This window comes from Streptomyces odontomachi, from assembly GCF_024435355.1.
Taxonomy (GTDB): domain Bacteria; phylum Actinomycetota; class Actinomycetes; order Streptomycetales; family Streptomycetaceae; genus Streptomyces; species Streptomyces odontomachi.
On sequence record NZ_JAMJWG010000015.1, the window covers coordinates 181400 to 207221 of the forward strand.

General features: G+C 69.7%; 23 protein-coding genes. 12 read left to right on the forward strand and 11 right to left on the reverse strand.

Features of this window, described 5'->3' with window-relative positions; all coding sequences use genetic code 11:
• The first annotated feature begins 228 nt into the window (after nt 1-228).
• On the forward strand, nt 229-513 hold the full coding sequence (locus NQO67_RS28160) for a DUF6881 domain-containing protein (protein ID WP_255953088.1): 285 nt from the start codon (nt 229-231) through the stop codon (nt 511-513).
• 82 nt (nt 514-595) lie between these two features.
• On the opposite strand, the gene NQO67_RS28165 is transcribed toward NQO67_RS28160, so the two are convergent.
• Together NQO67_RS28165 and NQO67_RS28170 are read right to left on the reverse strand one after the other, a co-directional pair.
• Entirely contained in the window at nt 596-802 is a 207-nt protein-coding gene (locus NQO67_RS28165) for a DUF397 domain-containing protein (protein ID WP_308295708.1), read from the reverse strand.
• Nucleotides 799-1647, reverse strand: a complete 849-nt coding sequence (locus tag NQO67_RS28170; RefSeq protein ID WP_255953089.1) for a helix-turn-helix domain-containing protein — start codon at nt 1645-1647, stop codon at nt 799-801. The genes NQO67_RS28165 and NQO67_RS28170 overlap by 4 nt, the downstream gene beginning before the upstream one ends.
• Nucleotides 1648-1950: 303 nt before the next feature.
• On the opposite strand from NQO67_RS28170, the gene NQO67_RS28175 reads away from it, so the two are divergent.
• Nucleotides 1951-2529 carry an ATP-binding protein gene (locus NQO67_RS28175; protein WP_374119177.1) on the forward strand — a complete coding sequence of 193 codons (579 nt, stop codon included), beginning with the start codon at nt 1951-1953 and terminating at the stop codon, nt 2527-2529.
• Between the two features lie 115 nt (nt 2530-2644).
• Here NQO67_RS28175 and NQO67_RS28180 read toward each other — a convergent pair whose 3' ends face one another.
• The 5 genes from NQO67_RS28180 to NQO67_RS28200 all read right to left on the reverse strand — a co-directional run bounded on the left by NQO67_RS28180 (nt 2645) and on the right by NQO67_RS28200 (nt 9567).
• Nucleotides 2645-3043 carry a hypothetical protein gene (locus NQO67_RS28180; protein ID WP_255953090.1) on the reverse strand — a complete coding sequence of 133 codons (399 nt, stop codon included), beginning with the start codon at nt 3041-3043 and terminating at the stop codon, nt 2645-2647.
• 162 nt (nt 3044-3205) lie between these two features.
• Nucleotides 3206-5152, reverse strand: coding sequence for a molecular chaperone HtpG (gene htpG, locus NQO67_RS28185; protein ID WP_255953091.1), 1947 nt, complete (start codon nt 5150-5152; stop codon nt 3206-3208).
• A gap of 153 nt (nt 5153-5305) precedes the next feature.
• A complete protein-coding gene (locus tag NQO67_RS28190; RefSeq protein WP_255953092.1) occupies nt 5306-7276 on the reverse strand; it encodes a caspase, EACC1-associated type in 1971 nt (656 codons plus the stop codon).
• A complete protein-coding gene (locus NQO67_RS28195; RefSeq protein ID WP_255953093.1) occupies nt 7273-7659 on the reverse strand; it encodes an effector-associated constant component EACC1 in 387 nt (128 codons plus the stop codon). The genes NQO67_RS28190 and NQO67_RS28195 overlap by 4 nt, the downstream gene beginning before the upstream one ends.
• Before the next feature lie 396 nt (nt 7660-8055).
• Nucleotides 8056-9567, reverse strand: coding sequence for a polysaccharide lyase 6 family protein (locus tag NQO67_RS28200; protein ID WP_255953094.1), 1512 nt, complete (start codon nt 9565-9567; stop codon nt 8056-8058).
• A gap of 262 nt (nt 9568-9829) precedes the next feature.
• Here NQO67_RS28200 and NQO67_RS28205 point away from each other — a divergent pair, with 262 nt between their 5' ends.
• Entirely contained in the window at nt 9830-10423 is a 594-nt protein-coding gene (locus NQO67_RS28205) for a DUF459 domain-containing protein (protein ID WP_255953095.1), read from the forward strand.
• 46 nt (nt 10424-10469) lie between these two features.
• On the opposite strand, the gene NQO67_RS28210 is transcribed toward NQO67_RS28205, so the two are convergent.
• Together NQO67_RS28210 and NQO67_RS28215 are read right to left on the reverse strand one after the other, a co-directional pair.
• Nucleotides 10470-10691: a helix-turn-helix domain-containing protein gene (locus NQO67_RS28210; RefSeq protein ID WP_255953096.1), complete on the reverse strand. Its 222-nt coding sequence runs from the start codon at nt 10689-10691 to the stop codon at nt 10470-10472.
• On the reverse strand, nt 10691-11182 hold the full coding sequence (locus NQO67_RS28215; RefSeq protein ID WP_255953097.1) for a DUF2975 domain-containing protein: 492 nt from the start codon (nt 11180-11182) through the stop codon (nt 10691-10693). Before NQO67_RS28215 ends, NQO67_RS28210 begins: the two co-directional genes overlap by 1 nt.
• 323 nt (nt 11183-11505) lie before the next feature.
• Here NQO67_RS28215 and NQO67_RS28220 point away from each other — a divergent pair, with 323 nt between their 5' ends.
• The 5 genes from NQO67_RS28220 (at nt 11506) to NQO67_RS28240 (ending at nt 19452) form a co-directional block, all read left to right on the forward strand.
• On the forward strand, nt 11506-12363 hold the full coding sequence (locus tag NQO67_RS28220) for an alpha/beta fold hydrolase (RefSeq protein WP_255953098.1): 858 nt from the start codon (nt 11506-11508) through the stop codon (nt 12361-12363).
• 531 nt (nt 12364-12894) lie between these two features.
• Entirely contained in the window at nt 12895-13524 is a 630-nt protein-coding gene (locus tag NQO67_RS28225) for a hypothetical protein (protein ID WP_255953099.1), read from the forward strand.
• A gap of 33 nt (nt 13525-13557) precedes the next feature.
• Nucleotides 13558-14214, forward strand: coding sequence for a hypothetical protein (locus NQO67_RS28230; RefSeq protein ID WP_255953100.1), 657 nt, complete (start codon nt 13558-13560; stop codon nt 14212-14214).
• The gene (locus tag NQO67_RS28235) at nt 14214-19040 is read left to right on the forward strand and encodes a putative T7SS-secreted protein (protein ID WP_255953101.1); all 4827 of its coding nucleotides are present in this window, start codon (nt 14214-14216) and stop codon (nt 19038-19040) included. The genes NQO67_RS28230 and NQO67_RS28235 overlap by 1 nt, the downstream gene beginning before the upstream one ends.
• 58 nt (nt 19041-19098) lie before the next feature.
• Nucleotides 19099-19452, forward strand: a complete 354-nt coding sequence (locus tag NQO67_RS28240; RefSeq protein ID WP_255953102.1) for a hypothetical protein — start codon at nt 19099-19101, stop codon at nt 19450-19452.
• A gap of 149 nt (nt 19453-19601) precedes the next feature.
• Here the strand turns inward: NQO67_RS28240 and NQO67_RS28245 are convergent, their stop codons facing one another.
• A complete protein-coding gene (locus tag NQO67_RS28245) occupies nt 19602-20654 on the reverse strand; it encodes an SEC-C domain-containing protein (protein ID WP_255953103.1) in 1053 nt (350 codons plus the stop codon).
• A 229-nt stretch (nt 20655-20883) separates the two neighbouring features.
• On the opposite strand from NQO67_RS28245, the gene NQO67_RS28250 reads away from it, so the two are divergent.
• From NQO67_RS28250 to NQO67_RS28260, 3 genes are all read left to right on the forward strand, one after another.
• Nucleotides 20884-21234, forward strand: a complete 351-nt coding sequence (locus NQO67_RS28250) for a DUF6412 domain-containing protein (RefSeq protein ID WP_255953104.1) — start codon at nt 20884-20886, stop codon at nt 21232-21234.
• Between the two features lie 344 nt (nt 21235-21578).
• Entirely contained in the window at nt 21579-22373 is a 795-nt protein-coding gene (locus tag NQO67_RS28255) for a YidC/Oxa1 family membrane protein insertase (protein WP_255953105.1), read from the forward strand.
• A gap of 124 nt (nt 22374-22497) precedes the next feature.
• Nucleotides 22498-23367 (forward strand): fumarylacetoacetate hydrolase family protein, encoded by an 870-nt coding sequence (locus NQO67_RS28260; protein ID WP_255953106.1) that lies wholly within the window; start codon nt 22498-22500, stop codon nt 23365-23367.
• A 261-nt stretch (nt 23368-23628) separates the two neighbouring features.
• On the opposite strand, the gene NQO67_RS28265 is transcribed toward NQO67_RS28260, so the two are convergent.
• Entirely contained in the window at nt 23629-24798 is a 1170-nt protein-coding gene (locus NQO67_RS28265; RefSeq protein WP_255953107.1) for a Gfo/Idh/MocA family protein, read from the reverse strand.
• 177 nt (nt 24799-24975) lie between these two features.
• On the opposite strand from NQO67_RS28265, the gene NQO67_RS28270 reads away from it, so the two are divergent.
• Nucleotides 24976-25788, forward strand: a complete 813-nt coding sequence (locus tag NQO67_RS28270) for a hypothetical protein (protein ID WP_255953108.1) — start codon at nt 24976-24978, stop codon at nt 25786-25788.
• Nucleotides 25789-25822 lie beyond the last annotated feature (34 nt).

Sequence of the window (25822 nt, forward strand, 5' to 3'; positions counted from 1 at the left end):
GAGCCGTTTCCTGGATCAGGCCCATCGCTTGGCTGTGAACCTGTCGAGGCAACGGCGAAGACTCGCCGGAGTCTGATCGAGTCGCCACTGCCCCCTCGCCCAGCGGCTGGAACGGACCGGGGCACTGACCAGCTTGGTGGGTCCAGGCGGCCGCGCCCCGGAAAAGGGGGGCTACAGCTCGGACTTCCTCGACGTGAGCAGTCGTATCGTGAGCTGGGGGAGGAACTGATGACGTCGTACGTGAAGGTGCAGTGGCTGCATGAGTTCGCAGAGGAGCCTGTGGAGCTCTTCAGTGAGCTTGACGGTGATCGCTACGAGGTCCGCAAGGTCGAGGTTTACCGGGATGGACGGCTCGATTGGGCTGATGCCAGTCGTCAAACGAACTCGATTGGCCTGGGAGAGGCCCCGGTCCCGGATCTGGAAGAGATCAATGTCCAAGAGGAGTTCCGCGCGAAGTCCATCACTGCCGCTGAGTTCGCGGCGGTATGGGTGCGCGCTCGTCGCATGAGGTGACGAGCAAGCAGGGTGCGGCTGGCGTCAACTCGGGCGGAAGCCATGCACTGATGGTAGACCGATCAGATGCGAATTCACCGCTTTACAGATCACCTCGCACTAGAGCGCGTAGGAACGAATTCCAGGCGCCGCACGAGGTTCGAACTACAGAATCGGTCATCTTTGAGTCACGTATGTAGCGTGTGTTGGCAGAGCGGGCACACTCGACGCATTCGCCACCTGCACCATTGCTGTACGAGGATTTGCTCCATATTAGAGTGCTGGGCGCTTTGTGCTGGAAAGATATCACTGTGTGTATTCCTTCAAAACGGACTTGACTAGTTGGGTCGAGCGCGGTGGGCTCAGGGCTGCTGCCCGTAGTCCGTCAAACGCCCGAGTGTATTCGCGTACGTGCTGCTCGCCCTCCAGATAGAGGGCGTCGGTGATGCCGTCCCGATAGACGAGGTCGGGGTCTTCGGGGTCGGGGAAACCGAGCATGGTGAATGAGCCCGTGGCCGGGTACGTGCCAGAGTCGAATGGTAGGACTTGGAGCGTGACGTTCGGCAATTCTACTGATGCCAGTAGACGTTCAAGCTGTTCCCGCATCAAGCCACGGTTGCCGATCACATTCCGCAAAGCTGCCTCGTTGACCACGAACCAGGAGTCCGGAGCGTCCGGACGCGTCAGCATGGCTTGGCGCTCCATGCGCACTCGGATCGCGCGATCCATGTCTTCGGGCGACATATGCGCGCCCGATGTGTGCAGCTCACCGGCATACGCGGGAGTCTGCATGAGGCCGGGTACCACCTCACACTGATACTGCCGAAACGTGGATGCGTCCTGTTCCAGCCCGATGTAGATCGAGAACCATTCCGGAACCCCTGAGCCGTGGACCTGCCACCAGCCGCGCGTCTTGGCTTGTCGTGCCAACGCCTTCAGGAAATCGCGGAGTTCGTCGCTGGTGTTGTAGAAGCGGCAGAGGGCGTCCACGTCTGAGGGCTGGACTCGGCCGCTGCCGGTCTCCATTCGGTTGACCTTCGAGCCGCTCCAGTCCAGGGCCTCACCCACTTGGGCGCACGTGAGGGAGTGCGTCTCCCTGAGTTTCTTCAGCTCGATCGATAAGCGACGACGCCGAGCCGTCGGTGAGCCGGCCATATCGGACTCCCAGATGTCTGTGACTGGACACCAGTCTCTATGCCGTGGCGAGCCTTGCCAATCACTCGATCGTGGGAATCCCGTTGTGCACATTGCAGATCGGGATGTGTCGCTGCCACTGTGATGAGCATGGACCGGGCCGCCGATGTCTCACAGCGCGGCCGGACAGGCCTGATCGATCGTGGGAATGCGCGAAGAACGGAGGCGATAGTTATGCAGCGAGCTTGCATGACTCGAAGGCCATGGAACGTGTCCTTCGCAGCCGAGCCAGAGGGCGTGGCGGCATTACGTCGGCTGACACACATGACGCTGGAGGAGTGGGGGCTGCACAGCGTCAGCGAAGCGGCTCAACTCTGTGTGGGGGAGTTGGTCTCCAACGTCATCACCCACGTGGGCAACGGTATCCCGGCGGCCCTCGGAATGCGGATGAGCGGTACCTGTCTTCGTATCGAGGTCCATGACCCAGACCTGGGCAGCCTGCCCACGGTGGTTGCCGCGGACTCGGATGCGGAGTCGGGCAGAGGTATGGCGCTCGTCGAGGCAACGGCTGACCGGTGGGGCGTGCAACTCCATAGCAACGGCAAGGTGACCTGGTGTGAACTGGCCACGGGGCTCAGCTCACCCACTGGACATACGGATGACCCTCGCGTGGACCGCGTCGAGGCGTTGGTCGGGCTTTACCAGCGGGACCGGATCTCGTGGAACTCTTCCCCTTCCCTCCTCGTCGTCCATGCCACGACGGAGGCGGCCGTCGAACTGATGGCGGACGTACTTCATTGGCTACGAGCGCATGGGCGTGATGCTGACACGGCTTTGGACCGGGCGCAGATGCGTTTCGAGTCCGTGCTGTTGTCTGAGGGCAATAGCGCCGGGGAGCTTTGAGTCGACGTTCTGCGCTGGGCCGGGGTTCAGGGGAAGGACGCGGACGAGGTCCTGGACCGCGCCCAGACCCGTTACGAGCAGGAGCGGGGTATCGGCTGATAGCGCGTATAACGCCCTATTCCGAAGTCCCCGGATAGCAGTCCGACTCCGTGGCGATGCGGATGCCGTTCGGGGGAACGTCCGGGCCGTAGGTGGATCGGAGGTCCCAGATCGTGTTTGCCTTGCCTTCGGCGACGCAGTTCGTGAGGCCGTTGCTGTAGCGGAAGTAGGCGACGTCGTCGTTGCGGGTGTTCACCGCGTAGTAGACGTCGGTGCGGGTGAACGACTGCCAGTCCGTGGTGACGTCCTGGAACTGGCCGACCTTGGTCTGCGACGCGTTGTACAGGCAGACGTACGGGTACGTGCAGCCCAGGGCGGCGGCCTGGGCCGGGGCGCCGGTGGTCATCACAACCGCGCCGGCCAGGAGGCCTGCGCCGGCCACGGTGCCCAGCGACGCGCGTAAATTCCTGATCATGTGTTCCCCCAACTTTCCGTGACATGGACAACCCCCCGAATCTAATCGGGGGGCTGCCGCGCCACAGGCGTTCACGGAAAGTGGGAGAGGGCGCTCCGACGGCGTTCCGGAGGCGTTCGGAGGCGCTCCGGTCGCCGGTCCGGCCGGAATGCCGGCCGGAAACTACAGCGTCCGCTCCAACCGGTCCGTCACCAGCTTCACGAAGCGTCCCGCGTCCTTCGGCTGGCCGCCCTCCGCGAGTACCGCGAGGGTGTGCAGGAGTTCCGCGGTCTCGGCGAGTTCCGTGTGGTCGGTTCGCTGGGTGTGGGCCTGCCTGAGGGCCTTCACGAGCTGGTGTTCCGGGTTGAGTTCGAGGATGCGCTTGGTCTGCGGGACCTCCTGGCCCATCGCGCGGTACATGTTCTCCAGCGCGGGGGTCAGGTCGTCGGAGTCGGAGACGACGCAGGCAGGAGAGACGGTGAGGCGGGCGGAGAGGCGGACTTCCTTGACGTCGTCGGCCAGGTGTTCCGTCATCCAGCCGAGCAGGCCGGCGTACTCCTCGGTCTGCTTCTCCTTCTCGGCGCCGGTCTCCTCGTCCTTGTCGTCGCCGAGGTCGACGGTGCCCTTGGCGATCGAACGGAGCCGCTTGCCCTCGTACTCCCCGACCGCCTCGACCCAGACCTCGTCGACCGGGTCGGTCAGGAGCAGCACCTCGACGCCCTTGGCGCCGAACGCCTCCATGTGCGGGGAGCTCTCGATGCTCTGCCGGGACTCGCCCGTCGCGTAGTAGATGTCGTCCTGGCCGTCCTTCATCCGCTCCACGTACGCCTTGAGCGTGGTCGGCTCGTCGGCGTCGTGCGTGGTCGCGAAGGACGCGGCGGTGAGGAGCGCGTCGCGGTTGTCGGAGTCGGTGATCAGGCCCTCCTTGAGGACCGCGCCGAACTCCCGCCAGAACGTGCCGTAGCGCTCCGGGTTCGCCTTCCGCATGTCCGTCACCGTGGCGAGGACCTTCTTCGTCAGGCGGCGCTGCATCATGCGGATCTGGCGGTCCTGTTGCAGGATCTCCCGCGACACGTTCAGCGAGAGGTCCTGCGCGTCGACGACGCCCTTGACGAAGCGGAGGTAGGGCGGGAGCAGGGCCTCGCAGTCGTCCATGATGAAGACGCGCTTCACATAGAGCTGGAGGCCGCGCTGGTAGCCCTGCGTGAACAGGTCGTGCGGGGCGTGGGAGGGGACGAACAGCAGCGCCTGGTACTCGAAGGTGCCCTCGGCCTGGAGCCGGACCGTCTCCAGCGGCTCGCGCCAGTCGTGGCTGATGTGCTTGTACAGCTCGTGATACTCGTCGTCGGACACCTCGTCGCGCGGGCGCGCCCACAGCGCCTTCATCGAGTTCAGCGTCTCGGGCTCGGAGGCGGAGGCGGGGGCGGCCTCGGCGTCTTCGGCGTCCCCAGCCGCCTCGGTGTCCGCGGCGTCGCGCTTCTCGGGCATGAGGCGGACGGGCCAGGTGATGAAGTCCGAGTACCGCTTGACGATCTCCTTCACCTTCCAGGTGGAGGTGTAGTCGTGCAGCTGGTTCTCGGAGTCCGTCGGCTTGAGATGGAGGATGACGGAGGTGCCCTGCGGGGCCTCGTCGACGGTCTCCAGCGTGTAGGTGCCCTCGCCCTGCGACGACCAACGGGTGCCGTGGGCCTCGCCGGCCCGCCGGGTGATCAGGGTGACCTCGTCGGCGACCATGAAACTGGAGTAGAAGCCGACGCCGAACTGGCCGATCAGACCCTCGGCCCCGGCCGCGTCCTGCGCCTCGCGCAGCTCCTTGAGGAAGGTGGCCGTACCGGAGTGCGCGATGGTGCCGATGAGCTGTGTGACCTCGTCGTACGACATCCCGATGCCGTTGTCCCGCACGATGAGGGTGCGGGCGTCCTTGTCGATCTCGATCTCGACGTGGAGGTCGGACGTGTCGGCGTCCAGGGAGTCGTCCCGCAGCGTCGCCAGACGCAGCTTGTCCAGCGCGTCGGAGGCGTTGGAGACGAGCTCTCTCAGGAAGACGTCCTTGTTCGAGTAGACCGAGTGGATCATCAGCTGGAGAAGCTGACGGGCTTCTACCTGGAACTCGAAGGTTTCGGTCGACATGGTCAGCGAGTACCTCACCGGTGCGCTAGCGCCTGAACTGGCCTGAACTGGTGAGGGCATTTTAGAACCCTTGCCTAGTTTGACGTACACCTGGCGCCGGGCGGCCGGGCACCTGGGCTGGGCCCGCTGACCGGGGCCCCACGCTCCCACGCCTCACGGCAGGCGGACGGAAAACCGGTACACGCGGGTGGACCGGTCGACGGCACCGTTGTCGTCGGACACCAGGTACAGGACGCGGCGCTTCGGGTGGGGTTCTCCCGGTGGTGCGGGAGCGAGCGCCATACCCTCCGTGTTCTCCACTATGCCCTCCGACCGGTGCCCCTCTGCCTCCGGCCGCCTCTGGGGGCAGTCGGCCAGGTCGAAAAGAGGCATCTTGAGGTGCCCGTAGCCCTCGTCCGTCCCTTCGCCGATCGACTTCCCGCTCACGTCGTCCGCGCCGTCGAGATTCACGCGGTAGACATGGATGGTGTTCCCCTTGCCAGCCATCCCGCCGCGTTCCAGGGCCAGGAGGTGGTCCTGGTCGAGCGCCACCAGTTCCGTGAGGAAGAGACCTTCGTCCGCCTCGTAGGCGTACTGGTGATCGGGGTGGTAGGCACCGCCGGCGTTCCCCCTGTACCGCTGGATGCGCAGTGCCTGTTTCCCGTGGATGTCGTCGTCGGTCGCCAGGGTGGCCTCCAGGCCCACGAAGAGGAACCTGCCGTCCGCGGTGGCCGTCAACGACTCGACGTTCCGCGAGAGTGCCGCCTCACCCACCGGGGGGAGATGGAACGCCCGGGGAAGTTCGATCTCGCCCAGCTCGTTCCCGGTGGCGAGGTCGAACCTGCGGACCGCCGGAGGGGCCTCACTGCTGACCAGGATGGTCTTCCCGCCCCTCTCCAGCACCAGGCCCTCACCGTCGAAGTGCCGGGGGTACGCAGTGCCGTCCTTCCGGTGCAGGTACCTCACCCGGTCGATCGAGGGCGCGAGGCTGTCCGAGTCGCCCAGCGATATGGGATAGACGCGCCCGGGATCGTCGTCTCCGAGGACGTAGCCTGCCGAACGCCCGCTCAGCGCGAGCGCGGACAGCCCCTTTATCTGCTCGCCGTTCAGCTCCTTGCCGTCGAGGGCGGCGGAGGTGTCCTGAAGGATGACGTCGTCGTTGCCGCAGGGACCTGGCGCGGACGTCTCTTCGACGGTGAGTCGTGCGTCCCGCTTCCCGTACCAGTCCCCGGCGGCGAACGACGACACCACGAGCACCGAGGCCAGCGACAGCGCGATCAGCGACCTCGACCGCGTCCACAGGCGCGCCGTCACCTGAACGGGGCCCGCCTTCGACAACCTCGGATTCCGGATGAAGGGGAGATCCCCCACACCGTTGGTGTCCGCCCGCTGCGGTACCGGAAGCTTGCGCGCCCGCATCGCCCGGACGAGTTCCTGGTGCAGCTCATTGAGCGTGAGCATCGGCTGTTGGGCGAGGCCCGCGCAGCCTTCCCTGAGCACCTTGATGAGTTCACCGGTGAACGCGGTGTACTTCTCGCCGCGCGGGGCGAGGGCGAGTTGGTTGCTGGGGGTCGACGTCAGGACGTACGAGCCCTCGATGGCGATGATGTCGCCGGTCACCACGTCCGCCGCCGACATCTCACCCAACGCTCGGCCGCTGTAGCAGCAGTCCAGGACCAACACGCTGCGCCTGACAGCCTGCCTGCTGCGGACCAGGGTGCGCCGCACCAGTTCGTACTGGAGCGCCCGGGCCGGCCTGTTCGGTTGCGACACCGGCAGGGTGAGGTAGAGCTCTCCGTCGTGCATGTCGAGCAAACCGTGCCCGGCGTAGTAGACGAGCAGGGTGTCCTCGGCCGCCTCGGCCGCCTTCTCGATCGCCTCGGTGATCTCCCACTGGTTCCTCGGGTTCCGCAGAACCGTGCACCGGCCCTTGGGAATGCCCCACACGGACTCGTCCCGCAGCACCTCGAACAACGAGGTGAGGTTGTTCGCGACGCCGGGCAGGGGAGCGAGGTGCCGGTACTCGTCGACGCCGATGAGTACACAGGCAGAGCGCGCGGGGTCCACCCGCTGGGTCGGCGCCACGTTCCCGTTCCGGCCGGAGGCCTCTTCGGCGGGCATGGCGTCCCCCTCGGCCGCCGTCATTCCCCGCCCTCCGGGTCCGCGCTTGCTTCCAGCCCCTCCAGAGCCCTCAGGACCATGCTGAGGTCGTCCGGATCGGCAGCAGGCAGCGTGACCTTCACACCGTCGCGCTCCACGGTGATCGAGGAGCGGGAGCCATGTGCGGCGCGCCAGGCCGTGATCGACACGGCCAGTGCGCCCCATTGCGGCACGGCGTCGACGACGAGCTGGATGACGTCGAAGGCACCGGCGCCCATCGCGTACTCATGGCCTTCGGACTCGGCAACCGGTGGTGCCAACGCCGTTCCGTGCGCCGCCAGTTCGCGTCGCCCGCGTTCCAGCCACCTGTACAACGATCTCAACTCGACACCGTCGTGCGTTCCTTGCAAGGAGATCTCGATCTTCATTGGTCGCCTCACTCACTTGCACGGCCTGTCAGCCGACCCGTGCTGTTCCCGGCGGGCACTCGACGAGGACGTGCGGACCCGGGGTGACGGAGAGCCTCTCGTCAGCAGGCTGCCACACCGGACACCGACCCCTCCCCGGTCACCGCACTCGTCCGGTCCTGTCGAGTTTGGCACCGACGCCCCGGCCGGACGAGGCGGCGCGTGGCGCCGGTGCGACCGCCGCGTTGGGCGGGCGTCGGGTTCCCCTGCTCGGGGGACGGGCGGTGATGTCCGCGTCCCCGGAGCCGGGGGCTTGCCGGTCAGGGCGGGTATCGGCGTCGAGCCGGGACCGTGGCCGGCCCGCGGCTTGCGTCACCGGCGCGCACCTGTGGATGTGACCCGGGCACGGCCGATCTTTCAGCGCCCGAGGTCCGACGCGTCCGCATCAGGGCCGACGTCGGTCGCGGTCAGCGGGCCACGGGTCACCGCTTCGGTGGTGTACTCGTCGGCGCCGGTGTCCGGCACTCCGGCCCTGGCCTGGCCGTCCATGTCGTCGGTGACGAAGTCGTAGGGTCCGGTGCCGGCGTCGACCGCGGGGCTGTCCGCGGCGATCCGGTACAGGGTGCCGTCCTCGGCGAGCAGCGGGTCGGTGACCTGGACGCCGTCGTCCGGCACGTCGCCGACGGTGGCGGAGCCGGTGGGCCAGGCGATGTTGCCTGCGTACGTCATGTTCTTCGGCGCCATCAGCTCGTTGAACAGCTTCCCCTCGCCGCCGGTCACCACGTTGTCCGCGATCACCGAGTCGACCGGGGCGAGGTCGTAGTCGGCGCCGACCTCGATGTTCGACACGTCGTTCACGAAGGTGTTGTGCACGATCGTCGCCCGGTACACCCGAAAGTGCGAGCTGAGGGCGCCGGAGGTGTCCACGTCGCCGCCGTCCACCTGGAGTGCCGCGTCGTAACCCGAGCCGGTCAGGCCCTCGAAGTAGTTGTTGTAGATCTTGTGGTCCTGGCCGTAGATCCGGATGCCGCCGGTGCCCGCCTTCCCGCGGCCGAGGAAGAAGTTGCCGTAGAACTCACCCCGGTTGCCGTGCCGCTGGGACAGCACGCCCTGCGAGGTGAGGAACGTGTTGTACCGCACCACGTTCTCGTTGCTCTTGACGGAGACGATCTCGGGATCGCCGTCGCAGTCCTCGAAGAGGTTGGACTCGATGACCGTGTGCCCGTCCGACCGGGAGATGTCGCTCTGGCCGACCCGGATCGCCTCCATCTCGTTCTCGGCGCGCGGCCCGATGTCCCGGAAGTAGTTGTGGTCGATCCGGTCGTACTGGGACTGCTGGGTCTCCGAGCCGTCGATGGTGATGAAGTTGCCCAGCTGGTGCTTGTCCTCGAAGAGGTTGTGGTCGATCCGGTTGTGGTTGCTCTCCTCACCCTGGATGATCACCCACTTCAACGATTCCTCTTCGGTGAGGTGGAAGTGGTTCCGGGTCAGCCGTACGTGGTTCGAACCGTCGATCTTGAGCGTGTCGCTGTTCGTCCAGGTGAGGCCCTCGAACGTCACGTACGACGAGTCGCTGACCTCCAGCTGCCCCTCGGTGATGGTCGCCTCGCCGCGGTGCTCGGCCACGATCTCGATGGGGGCCGACTCGGTGCCGTGCCGGCCGCTCAGCTTGCCGATCTCGTACTCGCCGTCCGCCAGGACGATGCGGTCGCCCGCCCCGGCGTCCGCCATGGCCTCCGCCAGTTCGTCGGAGTCCTGGACGACGACCTCGTCCTGCGTGGCGGCCTCGTCCTGCGTGGCGGCCTCGTCCTGCGTGGCGGCCTCGCCCCTGGTGTCGGCTGCGCTGGCGTTACCGGTGAGGCCTAATCCGGCCACCACCGCGGCGGCAACGCCCGCCGCGATCAGCCGGCCGTGCCCGATCCGCTTCATTCGACCCTCCACCTCGTCATTCGCTTTCGTGACGCGTCGTTCGTCATGCGTCGTCCGTGGTCCGTTGCCCGTCATTTGTCATGCGTCGGGCGCCACCCTGCCCCGGGCGTCTCGAGACCTCTCCCGAAGCTCGCCCGCTACGGTCCGCCCGATGTGCCTCACGACCTTGAACGAGCCACCCGAAATCGGGCGACGACCAGCGTGACGCGGGGGTCTACTGGGTCCTTTCCCGGCCACTCCCACCGTGTGGAGGTCGTTTCACGTGACTCGGGACCTGCGTGTGTGCTTCGTCGGTGACTCCTACGTCGCCGGGTTCGGCGATCCGCTCTGCCTCGGGTGGACGGGCCGGCTGACCGCACGGGCGCTCGCTGAGGGGCAGCCGCTGACCTGCTACAACCTGGGCGTGCGGCGCCAGACGTCCTCCGATGTCCTCGCCCGCTGGTACGGCGAATGCGATCAGCGGCTCAGGGACGGCACCGATCTGCGGGTCGTGGTGTCGTTCGGCGTCAACGACGCCACGGAAGAGAACGGCCGGCCACGCGTGGCCCCGGACGAGTCGTCGGCCAACCTGGCCCGGCTGCTCGGCCGGGCGGCCGACCGGGGGTGGCGGGTCCTGGTGGTCGGCCCGCCACCCGTCGACGAGGCCGAGCACGCTTCCCGTACGGCACGGCTCGACGAGCGGTTCGCCGATGTCTGCCGTGCCGCAGCGGTCCCTTACGTGTCCGTCCACCGGCCGTTGCTGGCCAGTGCCGTGTGGATGGACGAAGTACGCACCGGCGACGGTGCACACCCGGGCAGCGGCGGTTACGACGAACTGGCCGCCCTCATCGCACCCCGCTGGCGTGACTGGATCTGATCGCGCGCGATCAGTCTCGCGGCCATCACGCCCGCCCTGGGGCACGTCATCCGCCCGCCGCGTCCCCCGCCTCCCAGCGCAGCAGGTCGCCCGGCTGGCACTCGAGCACCTCGCAGAGCGCGGCGAGCGTCGCGAAGCGCACCGCCTTGGCGCGGCCGTTCTTGAGGACCGCCAGGTTGGCGGGGGTGATCCCTATGCGGTCCGCGAGCTCACCCACGGACATCTTCCGCTTGGCCAGCATCACGTCGATGTCGACGGCGATCGGCATCAGATCACCTCGTCCAACTCGGCCTGCATCTGCGCCGCCTCGACGTCGCGCGCGACGGCCTGGGCGAGCAGCATCCGCAACACGAGGACGATGAGCGCGACCCCCAGGATGGCCACGCCGATGCCGCCCATGATGACGGTGACGCCCGGGTCGTCCCGCTGGCCCGGCGCGTTGACGGCCGTGACCACGAACCACATGAGGGCAGCCGCCACGATCGCGCCGATGACGCCGTCCACGTACCGGAAGGCGGCGTGGGAGAACACGGTTCCGCGTCGCACCATCGCCACCAGCCGCCATACGCAGACCACGGCGACCTGGACCGACACCATGCCCAGGATCGTGATCACGCGAAACGCGGTCAGCGGGAGTGACCCGTCCTCCGGGTCGTTCCCGCTGGCCAGCGTCCACACCATCCCCGCCTGTATGCACACGGTGCCGGCGAGCACCACCGCGAGCACGGCGCGCAGCGCACGCACTGCCAGCTTTCCCATGACCCACCCCTCTACCACTCCATCGAATAACGATGGGAATCTATCGAAAATCGATAGATGAAGCAAGGGTTGGGTCTGGGGCCGGGTCCGGGGTGGAGGGTGGGTGCGCGGGGCAGGTCGGGCTTCGCGGAAAAAGGTTGGCGGGGACGGCGTGCGAGTTGGTAGCTTGCCGGCCAGCCGTGAACGTCGTGCAAGGAGGTGAGACCCGTGAACGCTGTATCGCTGTGGGTGCTCCCCTCTTCTTCACGGTTGCTCATGCGCATGTGACACAGGTGTCGCTGGGAGCGCCTCGACAACAAGGCACTCCCGAAAGGCAACCACCTATGTACTCTTCAGCTCGTTCCGAGCACTCCGAGCACTCCGAGCACTCCGAGTATTCTGCGCATCCCATCCATTTCACCGCGGAGACGTCGTCGAACGGTGTCCTCACGCGCGACTTCACCGTGGGCGAGGTCCCCGGCGTGCTCTGGTCGCCGGCGCCCGGCTCCGATCGTGCGCCCCTGGTGCTGATGGGGCACGGCGGCGGCACGCACAAGAAGGCACCGGCGATGTCGGGCCGGGCAGAGCGCCTCGTGACCGGTTGCGGGTTCCACGTCGCCTGCATCGACGTGCGCGGGCACGGCGACCGGCCACGTACGGCGCACGACGAGAAAGAGATCGCCGAGCTGTTCCGGGCGCGGGAGGCGGGCGAGCCGGAAGGGCCGATCGTCGTCCGCTACAACGCCCACCTGGCGGAGCACACCGTTCCCGAGTGGAGGGCGACGCTGGACGCCCTCCAGGGACTGCCGGAGATCGGCGCCGACGGACCGGTCGGCTACTTCGGCCTGAACATGGGCACCGCGATCGGGGTGCCGCTGACGGTGGCCGACTCCAGGATCACCGCCGCGGTCTTCGGCCTGCACTGGCCCGATGCCCTGGCCGAGCTGGCGAAGCAGATCACCATCCCGGTCGAGTACACGCTCCAGTGGGACGACGAGCACATCCCGCGCCAGTCCGGCCTGGCACTGTTCGACGCCTTCTCCTCGAAGGAGAAGACGTTGCACGCCAATGCGGGCAGGCACAAGGAACTGCCCAGGTTCGAGGCCGACAGCGCGGTACGGTTCTTCGCCCGGCATCTCGGCCAGCCGGTCCAGCCGGTCCAGCCGCGCCAGCCGGTTCAGACGGTCACCTCACCGGTCTGACGGCCGTCACCTCACCGGTCTGACGGCCGTCACGGCATCCGCCTGATCTGACGTGTGTCGGCGCCCGGCCACCAGCCGGGCGCCGACATGCGTCGGTGCGCGTCGGACCCCGTCTCACCTGGCCATTCAAGATTTCCCCAAGGTCTCTTCCAGCTCCCGCTGGCACGGTCGTGTCCGACCGAGCCCCTCCCTGGGACGGACATCGGCTGTCCGTGACCGCCGGAGGCAAGCACGCAGACGCACCGCCTGCCGGCTTGCGGCACCGACGCCCCGGGAGCGGGCCACAGCCGAGTCCGATCGGGGGAGCAGTCGATGGCTGACCATGGGGGACGGCCGGCCTCTCGATCGGGCGTCGCACGGTCCCGGCTCGCGGACTACGTGGACATGGTCGCTGCGGGCCGGGAGCCGGCGCCGGAACCCGGGGCTACAGGGGCCCCGCGCGCGAGCCGTCTGATCGGCCTGGCGGATCTGGGCGGCAGCGGTCCGTCCTCCTCGGGTGCTACGGGGGATACGGGCACTTCGAGGGCTCAAGTGCCGGCCACGCCGGTGAAGGCGCCGGCAGGACCGCCACCGCCGCGGCCTGCCGCGCCGCCGGCCGACGGCATCGAGGGCCCGGACGAAGCCCGGCGCCGGCTTGGGTTCGCGGCGCTGCTGGGTGAGTTCCGTCGCAGAGCGGTGCTGGTGCCCGTGGGCGTCGAGCCGGACAGGAACCGTCCTCGCGACGAGGACGACAGCGGGGACGACGGCGGGGATGACAGCGGGGACGACGGTGGGGACGGCAGCAAGGACGGCAGCGAGGGCGGCGGTGGCCTGCTGAGCGCCGATCTGAACGGTGTCCGCTGGATCCTCGCCTTCTCCGACGAGGCGGCGCTGGCACGGTTCGCGCTGGCGCGCGGCGAGGGGGACCGGGCCTGGCCGTACCGGCGGATCTTGGGCGCACTGCTGTTGGACGTGGCGGTGGGTGCCGCGGGGGTGCCGTGCGGGGTGGCGCTGGATGCCGCCGACGGGGTGGACGGAATGGTGTTCCCGCCCGTACGGGGCATCGTGCCGGACGCCGTCGCGGTGGACCGACCCACCGCAACCGCAACCGGAACCCCCACCGCAACCGCTGGCACCGGCACCGGCACCGGCACCGGCACTGGCACCGGCACCGGCACTTGAAGGAAATGTCGCTGATGGACGGGGGAATCTGCGGTGACGACCAACGACGGGGACAAGGATCTCGCCACCGGTGGCCTTGATCTGATCGTGAAAGGGCTGAACGACGCGCTGGGCGAGCTGAGAGCACTCGGCATGGTCGGTATGGCCGAAGCGGGACGTGGGTTCGGCAACATCGCGCTGTCCGGCGTCGAGCTGGGGCACGCGGGTCTGACGACGGCGTTCGCGTCGTTCTGCGACCGCTGGGACTGGGGAGTGCGCTCGCTGGTCGACGAGGGCAACGACCTCGCGGAGGGGGTGGGCCTGGCCGCGGGCACGTTCCACGACACCGACGAGTACCAGGAGAACTCGCTGAAGGCCCTGGTGAACTCGGTGATCGGCAATCCGCACGCCACCGAGGACCAGGTCTCCGCCATGAGCTGGGGCGAGATGGCGAGCCAGAGCCTGCAATCGGACTACAGCCCCGAGTCCTTCCAGAAGGCGCTGGACAACAGCGAGCAGGCCGGCAAGGACGCCCTCCGGTCCATGCTGACCTCGCCCACCTCGGGGCTCGGGCAGGCGGTGAACCTGGTCGAGTCGGCCCTGGGGGCGTCGGACGAGTGGATCGACGACGCCTTCGGCCCCGGGCCCGAAGCCCGCGCCGCCGCCACTGAGCAGCAGGCCGAGGCAGCCGGTGGCGGGGGTGAGAACTGATGGGCGTCTTCGACGACATCGGCCAGGGCCTGAGCAGAGCCGGTGACAGCATCAGGGAGGGCGTCGACGACTCGGTTCGCAGCGGAATGCAGCACGTCGCCGAGGCGGGACGGGCGGTGGGCCAGGGCCTGGACCGGGCCACCGACAACGCCGGCGGGCTGCTGGCGCGGACCGGCTTCACCGACGCCGCCGACGCGGTGCGGGGCTGGGGCGACGAGGCCGCCTCCGACCTGGGAGCCACCCCTGCCGAACGGCAACTCGGCCAGACGGAGGACCCCAAGGAACTCATCCACGGTGGCCCGGAGCGGATCCGGGCGAGCAGTCAACATCTGCGGGACTTCCACAAGGCCTTCGACAACGTCGGCCAGGGCATGCGCAAGGTGAACTCCAGCCACTGGAAGGGCTGGGCCGGCGAGACCTTCCGGGAGAAGTTCCAGACCCACCCCACGAAGTGGCTCGAGGCGGCCGACGCCTGCGAGCGGGCCGCCGGGGCGCTGGAGGCCTACGCGGACACCGTCAAGTGGGCGCAGGCCAAGGCGCAGGAAGCCATCGACCTGTACAAGTCGGGCGCGCAGGCGTCACGGACGGCGACGGACGCGTACAACGCCCGTGTCGACGCCTACAACGCGAAGGTGCGGTCCCGGCAGGACCCCGGGCCCCGGCCCGAGTCGTTCACGGATCCCGGCACGGCGGACATGCAGCGGGCCCAGGAGTTGCTGGCCGACGCGCGCCGCGGCCGTGACGAGGCCGCGTCGCGGGCGGAGTCCGCGGTACAGGGGGCCCTGGCGCACGCCCCTGCCGCGCCGCCGCCGGCCAGCCGGCTCGGCAACCAGTTCCTTGACGTCCTCAAAGCGACCAGCACCGAGCTCAACCGCGTCCCCGGCGGCACCATCAGGGGCGCGGCGGGGCTGGTGGGCTTCGTGACCGGGCTCAACCCAACAACCCCCTACAACCTCGGCCACCCGGCGGAGTGGTTCCAGGGCGTCAGCACGACCCTCGCCGGCCTGGTCTCCACCGCCTCCCACCCCGAACGCGCCGTCAAGACAGCCCTCGACAGCCTCGCCAAGTCTCCCGGCGACTTCGGCGGCCGGCTCATCTTCGAGGCCCTCGGTACCAAAGGCGCCGGATTCGCCCGCACCGGGCTGCGCCTGGGCGTCGACGGCCTGCGGGACGGCGTCAACAGGCTCCTGGGACGTGGGGTCCGCAAGGAGGTGGAGACCAGGCCGGAGGTCGGCGCCCGCCAGACGTGCCAGAAGACCTGCGTCAAGGACCCGATCGACGTCGCCACCGGCCACATGCTGCTGCCGCAGGTCGACATCCGGCTGCCGGGAAGCCTGCCGCTGGAGTTCAGGCGGCAGTTCGAGTCGTCGTACCGGATCGGGCGATGGTTCGGCCCGACGTGGTCGTCCACGATCGACCAGCGCCTGGAGATCGACGCCATCGGGGTCGTGTTCGTGGGCGAGGACGGGCTGCTGCTCTCCTACCCGCACCCCGCCCCCGGTGTGCCCACGCTGCCGCACCACGGCTCACCATGGCCCCTGGACCGAACCGAGGACGGCTACACCCTCACCGACCCGGACACGGGGCAGGTCCGTCACTTCGTCGACCAGGGCGACGGCCTGGCGATCCTGGAGCAGATCGACGACCGCAACGGCCACTGGGTCACCATCGCCCACGACCCCGACGGCACGCCGCTCTCCATGACCCACAGCGGCGGCTACCGCCTGTCGTTCACCACCGCCGACGGCCATGTCACCGCGCTGCACCTGGCCGGTGCGGCCCCTGACGGCACCGACCAGGAACTCGTCCGTTACGGATACTCGGCGGAGGGCCATCTCGCGGAGGTCACGACGTCGTCCGGCCTCCCCACCCGCTTCGGCTACGACGACCAGGGCCGCCTCACCTCCTGGACCGACACCAACGACACCCACTTCACCTACGCCTACGACGACCAGGACCGCTGCACCCACCAGTCGGGCAGCGCCGGCCACATGCAGGCGACCTTCGCCTACGGCGCCACCGACCCCGCCACCGGCCACCACACGGTGACCGTCACGGACTCCCACGGGCACCGGACCCGGTACCTGATCAACGAGCGCTGCCAGGTCATCGCCGAGTCCGACCCGCTCGGCGCGGTCACCCGCTACACCCGTGACGGCCGCCACCGCCTGCTGTCCGTCACCGACCCGCTCGGCCACACCACGCAGGTCGAACACGACGAGGCCGGTCAACCGGTGACCGTCGTCCGCCCCGACGGACGTGCCACCGGAGCCGGGTACAACGATCTGGGCCTGCCCGTGAAGATCGTGCACCCGGACGGCACGGTCGTACGCCAGACCTACGACGAGCGCGGCAACCGCACCTCCGTGACGGACCCTTCGGGCGGCACCACCCGGTACGCCTACGACGAGGCGGGCCATCTCGCCTCGGTCACCGACGCCGCCGGCCACCGCACCCTGGTCCGCTGCGACCGCGCGGGCCTCCCGGTCGAGATCACCGACCCGCTCGGTGCCGTCACACGCTACGACCGTGACGCCTTCGGCCGCCCGAGCCTGATCACCGACCCGCTCGGCGCGACGACCCGCCTGGAGTGGACGGTGGAAGGCCACCTGGCCCGCCGGACCGCTCCGGACGGCGCGGTGGAGTCCTGGACGTACGACGGCGAGGGCAACTGCACCACCCACACCGACGCGGCCGGCGCCGTCACCCGCTTCGACTACGGCGACTTCGACCTGCTCACCGCCCGCACCGACCCCGACGGCGTCCGCTACACCTTCGACCACGACACCGAGTCACGCCTCACCCGCGTCACCAACCCGCAGGGCCTGACCTGGGACTACACCTACGACCCGGCCGGGCGCCCGATAGCGGAGACGGACTTCGACGACCGCACGCTGACGTACCGGTACGACGCCGCAGGGCGCCTGGCCTCCCGCACCAACGTCCTCGACGAAACGGTCACCTTCGAACGCGACGTGCTGGGCCGGGTCACCCGCAAGGACGCCGCGGGCCGGGTCACCACGTACGCCTACGACTTCACCGGCCGCCTCGCGCAGACCACCGGCCCGGACAGCAGCCTCACCGTCTTGCGCGACCACCTCGGGCGGGTCCAGTCGGAGACGGTCGACGGCCGGGTCCTGACGTACACCTACGACCAGCTGGGCCGCCGCACGGGCCGGGTGACGCCGTCCGGCGCCGCGTCCACCTGGACCTACGACGCAGCGGGCCGCCCCGAGCGGCTGACGGTCGGGGACCGCACCCTCGACTTCGGCTACGACGCGGCGGGCCGCGAGGTGGCCCGCCGGCTCGGCGAGGCGGTGCGCCTGGAGCAGTCCTTCGACCCGGCCGGCCGCCTCACCGCCCAACTGCTCACCGCGCCCGACCACCCCTCCCGCCCACTGCGCAGCCGCGCCTACCGCTACCGCCCCGACGGCCACCTCACCGGCATCGAGGACCGCCTGGCGGGCACCACCCGCAGTTTCGACCTCGACCCGACCGGCCGGGTCACCGCCGTGCACGCCGCCGGCTGGACCGAGCGGTACGCCTACGACGAGGCCGGCAACCAGACCAGCGCGTCCTGGCCGGACCGCCACCCCGGCCACGAGGCCACCGGCGAGCGCACCTACGAGGGCACCCGCATCACCCGCGCGGGCCGGGTCCGCTACGCACACGACGCCCTCGGCCGCATCACCCTGCGCCAACGCACCCGCCTGTCCCGCAGGCCCGACACCTGGCGCTACGAGTGGGACCCGGAGGACCGCCTCATCGCGGTCGTCACCCCCGACGGCACCCGCTGGCGCTACACGTACGACGCCCTGGGCCGCCGCACCGGCAAGCAACGCCTCGCCGCCGACGGCGAAACGGTCGTCGAGCGCACCGACTTCACCTGGGACGGCAGCACGCTGTGCGAACAGACCACGACGAGCGAAGCCGTGCCGCAGGCGGTCACCCTCACCTGGGACCACCGCGGCCTGACACCCCTGGCCCAGACCGAACGCATCGCCCGCGCCGTCCGGCCCACACCCGACGGAACCCTGCCCGCCCCCCGGCCGGCCTCCGGCCTCTCCCTCCTCGCCGAGGACGAGGACGACCCCATCGCCCCGGTCGAGGACGACGAGACGGCGTCCCGCTTCTTCGCCATCGTCACCGACCTCATCGGCACCCCGACGGAACTCGTCGCCGACGACGGCACGGTGGCCTGGCACACCCGCGCCACCCTGTGGGGCACGACCACATGGAACCGCACGGCCACGGCGTACACCCCGTTACGTTTCCCGGGCCAGTACTACGACCCGGAGACGGGCCTGCACTACAACCACTTCCGCACGTACGACCCGGAGACGGGGCGGTATCTTTCGGCGGATCCGTTGGGGCTGGCACCGGCGCCCAACCCGACGCTTTATGTGGGCAATCCGCATAGGTGGGCTGACCCGCTCGGCCTCACCGCTACAGGTTGCCCTCCTGGTTACTCCGGCAAAAAAGGGAAGGAGGGTGAAGCAAGAGCTATCCAAGAGCTTCAGGATCGAGGTTACACGATCATGGGTGAGCACGTGAAGCTTGAAGCGAAAGACGGAACCACATCATACGTTGACATAGTCGCTACCGGAAATGGGCCCGGTCTTGGCGCACCCGAATTTTTCGAGGTCAAGAATGGTCCGGGAGCTACGCTATCGCGACCCCAGAAGATTGTGTATGGACAGCTTGCGGATGCCGGGGGTGTGATTTTGCGGAGCGACAAGCTGACTGATTGGGGCCTGGAGCCTGGTGATCTACTTGGGCCGTCCGACGTCAAGATGATTCTTTATGGTGGGGCGAAGGCGTGGTGACAGGGGCCGGCATGTATGTGTTGACAGCGTAGAGATCCGCTTGTTCGCGAGGTGAGGGATGAGCTACGACCTGGCGGTCTGGCAAGGGAACGTACCGTCAAGCAATCGTGAAGCAGTCAAGATGCACGAAGACCTGTACCGTAAATATCTCGACGACGGCGAGGTGTGTCCTACGGTAAGCGCTATCGCCGAACTTTTGGCCATCCTTAGTGATCGCTGGCCCGACAGGGATGCTGGGGAAGACACGCCCTGGGCTTCCACGCCACTTTCTGGTGGAGCGAGTGGGCCATACGTTTACATCACGCTTGCGTGGAGTGGTGCGGACGTGGCGTCTGCCTATATAGCGCAGGTGGCCAACAGGCTGGGCCTGGTCTGCTTCGACCCGCAGCTGAAGGCGCTTCGGTTGGGTTAGGAAATGCTGCGGCGGCATTTTCGTCAGAATTGCCGGTCGGGCTGGTGCGGTCTGGTGGCGCAGCCGGACCAGCGCCGTAGTGCCCCACCAGGTTCCCTCACCGCCCGGACAACCGCAGCATCACCACTCCTCTGCACCCGGCTCCCGGATCAACGGGCCCCGTGGCACCCCCCGTACGTCTCACCCGACCCGCACCAGCACCCGTCCCCCTCCGCCGGCGGCCACGCCACCGCCAACCCGCGGGCCGCGAGGGTGGTGGCGTACTGGGGGAGGAGGGAGGTGTCCGCCGGGGTGGAGGACTCCGAGGCGGCGAAGGCCTCGTAGGAAGGGACCGTCGCGGAGACGATGCCCAGGTTCGGGGTGCCCGAGGCGGCGAGCTCGCGCAGGGAGGACTCTATGGTCGCCAGGTGCTCCTGGTGGGAGGGGTACTCGGCGGCGAGGGTCGGGTACGCCGTGACGAGTTCGTGGAGTTCGTCCTCGGGCCAGTGCAGGACGGCCACCGGGAAGGGGCGGGAGAGCGCCGCGCGGAAGGCGCCGAGCTCGGCGCGCAGGCGGGAGATCTCGGCGCGGAGTTCCGCCGGGTTGTCGGAGCCGAGCGCCCAGATGCGTTTGGGGTCGTGGAGCTCGTCCAGGGAGACGGGCGCGGTGTGCAGCTCGTCGGCGAGCAGGTCCCAGGCGTCGTGGTCGGCGCCCAGCATGCGCCGGACGCGGTGGCGGCCGAAGAGGAGCGGGTGGGTCTCGGGGACGGGCGATGCATCGGCCGCCTCCACCAGCAGGGCCACGGCCTGCGTGAACGTCTCGTGGGCCGCATCGAGTTCGTCGTGGGCCTCCAGGGCCTCGGCGACGATCACCCACGGTGCGGGGTTGCTGGGCGCGGCGGCCCGTACCCCCTCGATGATGGCGCGGGCCTCGGCCTCGTGGCCGTACTCCCACAGGTTGGCCGCCTTGAGCGCCTTCACCAGCTGGGGCTGTTCCAGCTCGGCCGGCGCTTCGGGGGAGAGCAGCCGGTCGTAGAGGGCCGTGGCGCGGTCACGGGCGCCGGCCAGTTCCAGATGGGCGCCGGCCTGGAGCAGCAGGCGCTCGGTGTCTTCGGGGTAGAGCCCGGCGGTGCGCTCCAGGCGTTCGGCTTCGGCGATGTGGTCGATGTGGTCGCTGGGGTCGATGCGATCGGCGTGGTCGTCGGCAGGCATGTCGGGGCGCATGGGGAAACCGTACTGCCGGATGGGTGCGGCTTTGCCTGAACGGGGGTGTGGGGAATCTGCGAGGGGTGCGGGTGCCATGCGACTCGGCCGGTCCCGACCCCCCGGGGCTTCTCGACGGGACCGCGATCTCCACCGTGAGCATGACGACCGAGCCCGTCCTCAGGAGTACGGTGACCGGACGTCTCGTGCGACCGGTGGCGAGCGGCGAGTGGCGAAAGGGGGAGCCGGCATGACGTGGACGCTGCGGACGCTGGTGCGTTCCCAGATCGCGGCGCGTTCGCTGCTGCGCCCCGCCGCGCTGCTGCTGTTCCTGCTCGCCGAGACCGTCCTGGTCGCGTGGGCCGACTCCGGTGCCCTCCAGGTCGCCGTGGCGCTTGCCGCCACCGCAGCGGCCGGTTCGGCGCTCGCCCTGTGCGTCGTGCTGACCGCACGCTGCGCCCCGGTCGTGCCGCAGGCCCTGGTACGCACCGCCATACGCGACCGTGAACAGCGCACCGCCTTCCTTCCGCAGCGCGATCCCGACGCCGCCGGGCGCCCCCGGCCGCGAGCGCCAGGCCGCCTCTTCCTGACGGCCGCGTAAGGGCGCTTTCCCGCTGTCCACTGCCTGAAGGGCTCCCCCCACTGCCCTGAGCGCGTGGGTGGGTCCCTCAAGGTGCCCCCACGGATACGCCCCGGGCCGCGCCCGGGACCGCACCCGGTCCACCCCGGACCGCGCCCGGTCTCCTTCGCGCCCAACTCACCGACGTCCAGCAGGACGTCCAGCCCCGTGCGCAGCCGTCACACCGGTGCATCACCTGTCACTCGTGTCACCCATGTCACCTGTGTCACCCATGTCACCCGTGCCCTTCGCGTTGTTCGTGCCGCCGTGTCCTTCGGGTCACCTGCCGCGAGCCCGAAGGGGAACCCCAGGGAGGGGCTGCGCTCATGTCCGTCTTCGCCACCGTCCTCGCCGGCTTCGCCGGCCTGGTCGGGCACCTTGCCGACCTTCTGGAGCCGCTGTCCGGCTCGTCCGCGACCGCGGTCGCGATCGTCCTGTTCACCGCCTTGATACGGCTCCTGGTGCATCCGCTGGCCCGGGCCGCCGCCCGTGGCCAGCGGGCCAAGGCCGCCCTGGCGCCGCGGATCGCCGAGCTGCGCAAGGTCCACCGTCGCAACCCCGAGCGGCTCCAGCGGGACATGCTGGAGCTGTACGCGAAGGAACGGGTGTCGCCGCTCGCCGGCTGCCTGCCGAGCCTGCTCCAGATCCCGGCGTTCCTCCTGCTCTACCAGCTGTTCTCGCGGACCAGCATCGACGGCGAGGCCAACGCCCTGCTGAGCCACCGGCTCCTCACCGCGCCGCTCGGCGCACGCTGGACCGACGCGCTGGGCGACTCGGGTCCGTTCGGGACATGGGGTCTGGTGTACGTCGTGCTGTTCGCGATCGTCGCCGCGGTGGCGACGTTCACCTACCGCCGGGCGCGCCGCACCATGGCGGCGGACGGCGCGGGCACGACGGTGCCGGCGCCGCAGTCCGGCACCCCCGGTCTGGCCGCGGTGACGAAGTTCATGCCGCTCACCGGATACCTGACCCTGGTCACGGTGGCCGTGGTACCGCTCGCCGCCGCGCTGTACGTGGTCACCAGCAGCACCTGGACGGCGGCGGAACGGGCCCTGCTGTACCGGGACACGCCCGACGCGGCGGACGGTACGGCCGCCGCGTCGGCGCCGCGTGCGACGTGAGGCCGGGCGCCGGGCGCCGGGCGGACGTTCCAGCCCGTGGGCGGGGTATTGCGGAGGGGGACGTCCACCTTGGAGGATCGGCCAAACATCGGATCGCCGGGGGAATCGAAGCGAGGAGAAGATCATGAAGTTGCTGCGTGTCGGTGCGGTGGGCGAGGAGCGTCCGGCGCTCGTCGACGCCGACGGCACCCTGCGCGATCTGTCCGGGGTCGTTCCGGACATCAGCGCCGCGCTGCTCGCCGAGGACGGCGGGCTGGCACGCGTCCGGGCCGCCGCCGACGGCGGTGGGCTGCCGGTGCTCGCGGCCGGCGACGCGGACGCGGAGGTGCGGATCGGGGCGCCGCTGACCGGCATCGGCAAGGTCGTGTGCATCGGTCTGAACTACCACGACCACGCTGCCGAGACGGGCGCCGAGCCGCCCGCGGAACCGGTGATCTTCTTCAAGGCCGCGGACACCGTCGTCGGCCCGAACGACACCGTGCTGGTGCCGCGTGGCTCCAAGAAGACCGACTGGGAGGTGGAACTGGCGATCGTCATCGGTCGTACGGCCCGCTACCTTCCGTCCCACGAGGAGGCACTCGCGCACATCGCCGGTTATGCGGTGTCCAACGACGTCTCCGAGCGCGAGTTCCAGATCGAGCGCGGCGGGACCTGGGACAAGGGCAAGAACTGCGAGACGTTCAACCCGCTCGGCCCGTGGTTCGTGACGGCCGACGAGGTGCCCGACCCGCAGGCGCTGGCGCTGAGGACCTGGGTCAACGGAGCGCTGAAGCAGGACGGCAGCACCGCGGACCAGATCTTCCCGGTCGCCGAGATCGTGCGGTACGTCAGCCAGTACATGACGCTGTACCCCGGCGACGTCATCAACACCGGAACCCCGGCGGGCGTGGCGATGGGCCAGCCGGAGCCGAAGCCGTACCTGCGCGCCGGTGACGTGGTGGAGCTGGAGATCGGCGGCCTCGGACGGCAGCGGCAGGTGTTCGGCCAGGCCTAGGCCCTGTCGTCAAACTCCCGTCGTTGCCCGAAGGGCGGCCCGGCGGCGTCAGGTGCGTGCTCTGGGGGTCCCCCCTGCTCGAAGAGCTTGGGGGAGTGCCGGGCGCGAGTCCGCGTACGCATGGGGGCACCTCCCACGCCGTTCAGGCAGTGGGGGAGTACGTGGGCTTGTGCCCGGTGCGGCGAGAGTGCGTGCATGACGCCGCCGGGCAGACGGGAGTTTGACGACAGGACCTAGGAGACAGGAGTGGCGGCTCGGCCGTCACTCCCGCGTCGGCAGTTCGACGACCGTGTTCGTCTCGGCCGAGCGGCGGGCCGCCTGGAGCACCTCCAGCGCGGCCGCCGCCTCCAGCGGCGGTACCGGATTGGGCGCGCCGGTGCGGAGCGCGGCGGCGAGCAGGGCGTAGTACTCGGGGTATGCGCCGGGGAGCGTGGGGTACGGGCGGCCCGGGTCCGTCAGGAGGGAGCCGGGCGAGCCGACGTAACCCCACTGGGACTCGGGTTCCGTGCCCCAGCCGGGGAGGTCGGACGTGGCGTCGGACGTGGCGTCGGACGAGGTGTCGGACGAGGTGTCGGACGCCGCGGCGAGGCCGGCCGCGGCGGGGCGCCGGCCCGCCCGCAGGGCGTCCTCCTGGGGGTCGAGTCCGAACTTGACGTAGCCCGCGCGTGACCCGAGCACCCGGAACCGCGGGCCGAGCTGTGCGGTCGTGGACGAAGCGAACAGCTGGGAACGGACGCCGTTCACATGGGTCAGCGCGATGAACGTGTCGTCGTCGGCCTCCGCCCACGGCCGCCGTGCCTGCGACTCCGCGTACACCCGCGCCACGGGCCCGAACAGCACCAGCGCCTGGTCGACGAGATGGCTGCCCAGATCGTAGAGCAGACCTCCGATGTCTTCGGGGTCGCCGGACTCGCGCCAGCCGCCCTTGGGCTCGGGCCGCCAGCGTTCGAAACGGGACTCGAAGCGCCACACGTCGCCCAGGGCACCGTCGGCGATCAGGCTCTGGACGGTGCGGAAGTCGCCGTCCCAGCGACGGTTCTGGAAGACCGAGAGCAGCAGCCCGCGCTGCTCGGCGAACGCGGCCAGCTCGCGGGCCTCGGCGGCGGTGGCGGCGAGCGGCTTGTCCACGACGACGTTCAGGCCGGCCCGGAGCGCGGCGGTGGCGTGCGTGACATGGGTCCGGTTCGGGGACGCGATCACGGCCAGGTCGAGTTCGTCCGCGCGGGCGAAGAGATCGTCGACCGAGTCGGCGAAGCGCACGTCGGGGAATTCCGCGCGGGCCTGCTGGCGCCGCTCCGGGCTGGTCGTGACGATCGTGTCGAGGACGAGGCCGTCGGTGGCGGCGATCAGCGGGGCGTGGAAGACGGAGCCCGCGAGACCGTAGCCCACGAGGGCGACGCGCAGCGGAGAGCCGGAGTCGGTACGTGCCATGTCCCCCACTTAAACAGGTGGTGGGACGCGGAGCGGGGCGGGGGTGTCACGACCTCGGCGGAGGGTGCCGCCCGCACCGCCGAACGGACGCACCCCACGCGCGGCGCCGCCGGGAGCGGAGGAGCGTGGGGCCAGGGGAGTCCGCTCCCAGCCTCCAGCGAAGGCCAGGCCCAGCAGGTGAACACGGATCCGCGAGCGCCGTCGGGAGGGCCCGCACGGCTGCCTCCGCACCGCGCGCCGGGGCCCGCGCGCCGGTCGTCCGGGCGGCACCCCGCGCTTCCGCCACGGCTGTCGGCACGGCAGCGCCGGGGCCTCGCCGTCGCCGTCGGTGCCGCCGTGCTCGCCGCGATCAGCGTCGTGTCGGTGCTGCTGGCGCCGGACGCCGGGGGCCCGCACGGTGCCGCCCCGGCGCGACCCGCTGCACCACGGCTGGCCTCCTGCGCACGGGCCGGAGGACAGGCGAAGGGCTTCCCGGTCGACGCCCGGATCCATGGCGGAGCCGACACCTACGAGGCGGGTGGCCCGTTCCGCACCTGGGCCATCGACCTGGTGAACCGCACGTCGGCCGTCTGCCGGAACATCCACCCGGTCGTCGTCCTGGTCGACGGGGCGCGGGCGCTCCGTGCCGAGCAGGTGCGGTTGGAGTTCCACGACGGGACGCGGTGGCGCGCGGTGCCGGTGACGCACACCGATCGGGACGAGAACGTGGCCCCTTTCGGCGCGGTGGACCCCGGTGGCCCCGGGCCCTCGGGCCCGAGCCCGGCGGCGTCCGGTCCGCCGGCGCCCCCGCCCCCCGCGTCCGTCGCCTTCGCCGGATTCGCGCTGCGGCCGGGTGCCACGGTCACCGTGCGGGTGCGGCTGGAGCTGGCCGCCGGCACCGAGCCCACCGACGTGACGGCCGTGGCGGCGGTCGTCCAGCGGCACGGCGACGACGGGGACTGGGTGGGCGAGTCGGCCCGGTACCGGTTCGAGGTCGTCGCCGGCTCGTGAACGCGGCCGCCGGAGCGGGACCGTGCCGTCGGGC

What these genes read in the sequence shown, in the direction of transcription:
- NQO67_RS28235 (WP_255953101.1), top strand. Translation starts at nt 14,214, where the DNA reads ATGGGCGTCTTCGACGACATCGGCCAGGGCCTGAGCAGAGCCGGTGAC.
- NQO67_RS28200 (WP_255953094.1), bottom strand. Translation starts at nt 9,567, where the DNA reads ATGAAGCGGATCGGGCACGGCCGGCTGATCGCGGCGGGCGTTGCCGCC.
- NQO67_RS28190 (WP_255953092.1), bottom strand. Translation starts at nt 7,276, where the DNA reads ATGACGGCGGCCGAGGGGGACGCCATGCCCGCCGAAGAGGCCTCCGGC.
- NQO67_RS28250 (WP_255953104.1), top strand. Translation starts at nt 20,884, where the DNA reads ATGACGTGGACGCTGCGGACGCTGGTGCGTTCCCAGATCGCGGCGCGT.
- NQO67_RS28210 (WP_255953096.1), bottom strand. Translation starts at nt 10,691, where the DNA reads ATGCCGATCGCCGTCGACATCGACGTGATGCTGGCCAAGCGGAAGATG.
- NQO67_RS28215 (WP_255953097.1), bottom strand. Translation starts at nt 11,182, where the DNA reads ATGGGAAAGCTGGCAGTGCGTGCGCTGCGCGCCGTGCTCGCGGTGGTG.
- NQO67_RS28255 (WP_255953105.1), top strand. Translation starts at nt 21,579, where the DNA reads ATGTCCGTCTTCGCCACCGTCCTCGCCGGCTTCGCCGGCCTGGTCGGG.
- NQO67_RS28195 (WP_255953093.1), bottom strand. Translation starts at nt 7,659, where the DNA reads ATGAAGATCGAGATCTCCTTGCAAGGAACGCACGACGGTGTCGAGTTG.
- NQO67_RS28175 (WP_374119177.1), top strand. Translation starts at nt 1,951, where the DNA reads ATGACGCTGGAGGAGTGGGGGCTGCACAGCGTCAGCGAAGCGGCTCAA.
- NQO67_RS28240 (WP_255953102.1), top strand. Translation starts at nt 19,099, where the DNA reads ATGAGCTACGACCTGGCGGTCTGGCAAGGGAACGTACCGTCAAGCAAT.
- NQO67_RS28265 (WP_255953107.1), bottom strand. Translation starts at nt 24,798, where the DNA reads ATGGCACGTACCGACTCCGGCTCTCCGCTGCGCGTCGCCCTCGTGGGC.
- NQO67_RS28245 (WP_255953103.1), bottom strand. Translation starts at nt 20,654, where the DNA reads ATGCGCCCCGACATGCCTGCCGACGACCACGCCGATCGCATCGACCCC.
- NQO67_RS28180 (WP_255953090.1), bottom strand. Translation starts at nt 3,043, where the DNA reads ATGATCAGGAATTTACGCGCGTCGCTGGGCACCGTGGCCGGCGCAGGC.
- NQO67_RS28260 (WP_255953106.1), top strand. Translation starts at nt 22,498, where the DNA reads ATGAAGTTGCTGCGTGTCGGTGCGGTGGGCGAGGAGCGTCCGGCGCTC.
- NQO67_RS28160 (WP_255953088.1), top strand. Translation starts at nt 229, where the DNA reads ATGACGTCGTACGTGAAGGTGCAGTGGCTGCATGAGTTCGCAGAGGAG.
- htpG (WP_255953091.1), bottom strand. Translation starts at nt 5,152, where the DNA reads ATGTCGACCGAAACCTTCGAGTTCCAGGTAGAAGCCCGTCAGCTTCTC.
- NQO67_RS28220 (WP_255953098.1), top strand. Translation starts at nt 11,506, where the DNA reads ATGTACTCTTCAGCTCGTTCCGAGCACTCCGAGCACTCCGAGCACTCC.
- NQO67_RS28170 (WP_255953089.1), bottom strand. Translation starts at nt 1,647, where the DNA reads ATGGCCGGCTCACCGACGGCTCGGCGTCGTCGCTTATCGATCGAGCTG.